At 48.6% G+C, this 473-nt stretch carries 1 pseudogene; it reads right to left on the bottom strand.

What is annotated here, in order from left to right:
• Window positions 1-473, bottom strand: a pseudogene (locus AC1DUA_RS40545) (hypothetical protein); the annotation flags it as partial.

Below are 473 nucleotides of genomic sequence, written 5' to 3'. Positions count from 1 at the left end.
AAGGTGAGCTTACCGCTCATTGGGGACGACAAACTCATATGGCTTTGCTCTCCCTGCAGCTCAGCAAGCTCCTTCTCCAGCTGCTGCTGGCTTACCTGTGCTTCTTTCAAGTTCGTTTCTGTGGAAGGAACGGACAACTCTACGAGCACGTCGCCCTTCTTCACCGCTTGATTTTGCGTCAAATTCATGGTTTTAATGATAGCGTCTACGGGTATTACGATATTTTGCTTATCTTTTGCATCCAGCTGAGAGGTTCCCGATATGGATGAAGATATGGCGCCTTTTGTTACCTTCATTGCCGATTGCTGCCCCGTAGCGGCTGCTACAGGCTTCGATTTGCTGTGTATGTAGTAATAAGTTCCAGCACCGCACAGCATTTTTGTTACCTTCATTGCCGATTGCTGCCCCGTAGCGGCTGCTACAGGCTTCGATTTGCTGTGTATGTAGTAATAAGTTCCAGCACCGCACAGCAT

Source organism: Paenibacillus sp. 01T422, from assembly GCF_056398785.1.
Note: the sequence above shows the minus strand (reverse complement) of the source record. Positions and strands in the feature narration are given on the sequence as shown.